The sequence below is a fragment of the Clostridium sp. genome, assembly GCF_051654825.1.
In the GTDB taxonomy this organism is placed as follows: Bacteria; Bacillota; Clostridia; order Clostridiales; family Clostridiaceae; genus Clostridium.
In genome coordinates, this window is the sequence record NZ_JBOFYU010000077.1 from 1 (window position 1) to 4,763 (window position 4,763).

The window sequence follows — 4,763 nt, forward strand, 5'->3', positions numbered from 1 at the left end:
CTATACGAGAAAGCATTTTTTCGCACCATTTAATTTGTTGTAGTTTTTCTTCATTAGATTTTTTAGGAGTTTCTTTGATAAGTTTACAAACATTTTCTTTAAGATATTTTCCAGTTTCATACTTATCTAGAACTATACAACCATCATGTATTTGAACATATTCATTGAAATTTATTTCATTTCCAAAGCTAGATGTATTATAAATAAATACATCTAATAATACTCCATCTATTTCAGTAGCATCATGAGCTGAAAATTGTTTGTCTGTGATTATTAATGCATCAAAATCACTATTTAAATTATTAGTACCATTGGCATAAGACCCATATAATATTATGGTATGGGGATCATATTTAGTTAACAAGTACTTTATTATTTTATCTTTCATAGTAGCCTCCTAAAAAAGTATCTAGTGATATTTACAGTTCCGTGTAAAAAACTTGTGGGAACATTATTTCCAACACCAAATAAGTCTGTTACTCCCTCCGTATATATAACCTACTCATTAACAATTTATTGCTATTACTCACTTAAAATGAATTCTAAATTTCCTAATGAGTCTTTTTCTATTGAAATCTTATAAATCATATTCTCATTAGTTTTAAAATTTACATCAGACTCTGGACTTATATATTCCATATCATAGCGGCACTGACTCTCAAATTAAAATGATTGCATTCTATATTCTTGTCCAGATTCTATTGGACTATTATCAGCATTAACTGTAGTACTCATTTACGCTTATGATATTGCTAACTTTTTTATTGCTATACTTAGAAATGTAAAATATATAAAAATTGCAACTCCAACTATTGAACTAAACCATTTCACGAAGTCAGAATAACCCATAATGCCAAGTAATAAAGTTAATGCAACTAATGCCATAATACCAATTTGTTGAATGAATCTTTTTCTACTTACTATACCTATTCCTACAACTGTTAATAGCACTGTAATTACAATATGTATGCCCCCTACAACTCCCATTGCTTTCTTTGGAAATATAGTAAGTAACAGTAATAATTCTATACATAATGGAATGAATGCTAATACCTTTAATAAAGATTTCATAATACACCTCCAAATATTTATTTCGTATAAAGATACAATTATTGCTCAAATTTAAAACTTACTTCATAGTATTATACCATATTTTAACTATTTATATTTTTAAAATAATTTAGATCTAAATATAATAAGATTAGTAATACTTCTTATATTTATAATATAAATGTAAAATATGGTATAATAAGTATGACAACTATCTATTAAATGCTTAATAAGTTGCACAAATGAGAACAATATAAAAAAGAATTTATTTTAAAAAAGTGTGATATTATCTTAGCTGATAAACCAACAGGTTCCGTTGATAAAGAAAATATAGACAAAGTAATAAATATTTTGAAGAATTTAAATGGACAAGGCAAAACTGTTATATTAGTTGCTCACGATGAAAACATAAAAAGAAAGGAAATACGGTTTTTAACTATGAAAATTAGAAATAACAAAATCTTCATATTAATAGTATCAATTTTTGTATTTGTAAATATAATGTGGTTTTTTTCAACAAGAATTAAATACCATCAATTCACTAAAAATATTCCTAAAAATGAGTATGGATATACTATACTAAATAAAGATGGATATACTTATGGAGTAAAAAAGCCTAATTATATGGAGCTTACAGGAAATTTATATATATCAAAAAATAATAGTTCAGAAAGTATAATTATATGGCCCTTATTTACAGGTGGATTTGAATATGGGTTAATACTGGGAGATAAAAAGAATAATATGTCTTATGAGATTTACGTAGATGATAATATGAATCCACTAGAAAAAGATAACCCTCAATATTTAAAATTAATAAATGATAATGCTGTAGAAGTTAACGAACTATATAAAAGGGCTAGAAATATGTGGGCATTATATAATCGCTAATAGATTAAAAAAAGATAAAGGATGCTAATTAGCATCCTTTTTTAAGGTGTATATGCACAAATGTTACATAGATTCACATTATTGAATATAGTTCCACATATTATTGAAAGAAGTATTTTCAATTCCATCTTCTACTGATATTTTATTAGAATTAGATAAATATACATTACCTTCATAAACTAATGTAGGTACTCTTGATACATGAACATATTCTTCTTCCTTTTTTATCTTAATTTTAGGTATTTCTATACCGTCCTTAATTTCATCATCATTTTTATCAATTTCTTCTATGCCATCATCAGATATAGTATCATTATTAATCTCTTCATCACCTTGAATGTTATCATTATTGACTAACTTAGTATCTTCATAGAGATTTACCCTAATGTATATACTTAAGGTAGTATTGCAAACTTTAAATTTTACAGTTATTTGTAAAATACAAGTAATTTGGTTATAATATAGTAAATAAACTTGTTATAAAACAAATCAACAGTTGGAGTGATTATATGGAAGATAGTAATAAATGCCCGATTTGCGGCTGTGAAGAGATTGGTAAGGGAAAGCAATATGCTCAAGGCTCTATGTTTCCTATAAATGGTATATTTAAAACTGGCTCTCAAGTTATAGCAGATATATGTACAAAATGTGGTCATATCTTATCAATGAAAGTTGTGAATCCAGAGAAGTTTAAGTAATCTTTAACATATTTTTTTAGTTTCATTAATTTAGTGAAAAAACATAAAGCCAATGCTAACAAGCATTGGCTTTGTCTCAACATATTAAAACTGTTAATTAAATATATCATTCATTACAATTACAACGTCTTGATAGGATGTCTTATAATTGTTTTTTGTTTACTTACATCACATTTTCTTGGATCTGATATATATATTTCATGATGATATCTTTCATCAGTTATATCTAATGAGTAAGCTTTTTCTTCTAAAAATTCATGCATTTTCTCAACTGTTTCAGGCTCATTATCATAGGGGCCAATGTGCATACATTGAACGCATAAGCCTTCATCATAAGTCATAAATTCTACTTTAGAAAAATCCATTTTCTTCTTATTAGTTGCTGTTTCAATAGCCCATTCAAAATCTTGTTTTGTTATAAAATCAGGCAATCGTATAATAGAAATAAATCTAAAGGTATCTTTATTTGAATAATCAACACCTTTAATATTATCCTGCCACCAAAAACCTTCTAATGGTGGAACAACGTATTCAAAAAAGCCCTCAATTTTATAATCTGTCTTATAACTCATTCTTAATGTGTATGCTATTGAATATAATAATTGAATTGACTTTGCATATTCACCCTCTGCGTCGTTTGGATTTCCTTTTCCACGAACTGCAAGATAATTAGCCTTTGGAACTTCTAATATCTGAGGAATACTTTTAGGTCTATACAATTCCTTGAATTCTTTCTTAAAATCAAATGTCATACTAAACACATCCTTTCAAACATTACTAATTTACATAATATCATAATTTGAAAAGTATTCTTCTTTTGAAATAAAGTAAGATATTATTAAAATCGGTATAAATCAAATAGTTCAAAACAAAAGAAAAGAGCTTTAGAAGTAATTCTAAGGGCTCCTTTTTGGTTAATATATAATTATTTATATTCATTATTACTTTTGTAATATAGGGATAGATTTTCCGATAACTTTTTCTATATTTCTAAGCATTGTACTTTCTTCTTTATCGCAGAAGGTTATAGCAACTCCTACGGCACCTGCTCTACCAGTACGACCAATTCTGTGAACATAAGTTTCTGCAACATCTGGTAAATCATAATTTATTACATGAGATAATTCATCAATATCAATACCTCTTGCTGCAATATCTGTAGCAACTAAAACTCTTATATTTCCTTGTTTAAAGTTGCTTAAAGCTAATTGTCTTTGATTTTGAGATTTATTACCATGAATAGCTGCTGAATTTATTTTAGCTTTTTCTAAATCACGAACTATCTTATTTGCACCATGCTTAGTTTTTGAAAATACTATAACTGATTTAAAATCCTTATTCTTTAGCAGGTGTAAAAGTAATGATTTTTTTTCATTTCTAGAAATATGATAAACACCTTGAGTTATTACTTCTACTGTTGATGATACTTTCTGAACTTCTATATTTACAGGATTTTTTACGATAGAATTAACAAGTTTTACAACTTCTTTTGGCATAGTTGCTGAAAATAAAAGGTTTTGTCTTTCTTTTGGAAGTCTTGATATTATTTTCTTAACATCGTGTATCATTCCCATATCTAGCATACGATCTGCTTCATCAAGCACAAAGTATTTTACGTTTTTTAAATCAATATGTTTTTGGTTTGTTAAGTCTAAAAGTCTTCCTGGTGTTGCAACTAATACATCTACACCAGCCTTAATCTTTCTTACCTGGGAGCTTTGATTTACTCCACCAAATATAACTGTATCCTTAATATCTAAGAACTTAGAATATGTAGCAAAGTTTTCTTCTATTTGAATAGCTAACTCTCTTGTTGGTGCAAGAATCAAAGCCTTTATGTTTCTTTCTTTGGTAATTTCTTTGTCTTTAACTATATTTTGTAGTAGTGGTATTGCAAATGCTGCTGTTTTACCAGTTCCAGTTTGTGCACAACCTACGATATCTTTTCCTTCCAATATTACTGGAATTGAATTTTTTTGTATTTCTGTAGGGCTTTCATATCCTACTATGGTTAATGCCTCTAATATTGGTTCTATTATATTTAATTCTTTAAATAACATATTTTCTCCTTTGTTGTTAGAATAAGCTTTAGCTTACTCAATTATACTATTATAGCACAGTTTT

General features: G+C 27.2%; 6 protein-coding genes. 2 read left to right on the forward strand and 4 right to left on the reverse strand.

Annotated features, from left to right (window positions below):
• Both ACRDBA_RS04765 and ACRDBA_RS04770 read right to left on the reverse strand, forming a co-directional pair.
• Positions 1 to 388: nucleotidyltransferase domain-containing protein (locus ACRDBA_RS04765; protein WP_438571778.1), on the reverse strand; the 388-nt coding region annotated here is incomplete at its 3' end.
• Between the two features lie 353 nt (positions 389 to 741).
• Positions 742 to 1,071, reverse strand: a complete 330-nt coding sequence (locus ACRDBA_RS04770) for a hypothetical protein (protein WP_438571779.1) — start codon at positions 1,069 to 1,071, stop codon at positions 742 to 744.
• A 330-nt stretch (positions 1,072 to 1,401) separates the two neighbouring features.
• Between ACRDBA_RS04770 and ACRDBA_RS04775 the strand changes: the two genes are divergently transcribed.
• On the forward strand, positions 1,402 to 1,941 hold the full coding sequence (locus tag ACRDBA_RS04775; protein WP_438571780.1) for a hypothetical protein: 540 nt from the start codon (positions 1,402 to 1,404) through the stop codon (positions 1,939 to 1,941).
• A 509-nt stretch (positions 1,942 to 2,450) separates the two neighbouring features.
• Positions 2,451 to 2,639 (forward strand): transcription initiation factor TFIIIB, encoded by a 189-nt coding sequence (locus ACRDBA_RS04780; protein WP_438571781.1) that lies wholly within the window; start codon positions 2,451 to 2,453, stop codon positions 2,637 to 2,639.
• 119 nt (positions 2,640 to 2,758) lie between these two features.
• On the opposite strand, the gene ACRDBA_RS04785 is transcribed toward ACRDBA_RS04780, so the two are convergent.
• Complete coding sequence (locus tag ACRDBA_RS04785; RefSeq protein WP_438571782.1) at positions 2,759 to 3,391, reverse strand: GyrI-like domain-containing protein; 633 nt, start codon at positions 3,389 to 3,391, stop codon at positions 2,759 to 2,761.
• A 189-nt stretch (positions 3,392 to 3,580) separates the two neighbouring features.
• Entirely contained in the window at positions 3,581 to 4,699 is a 1,119-nt protein-coding gene (locus ACRDBA_RS04790) for a DEAD/DEAH box helicase (RefSeq protein WP_438571783.1), read from the reverse strand.
• Positions 4,700 to 4,763 lie beyond the last annotated feature (64 nt).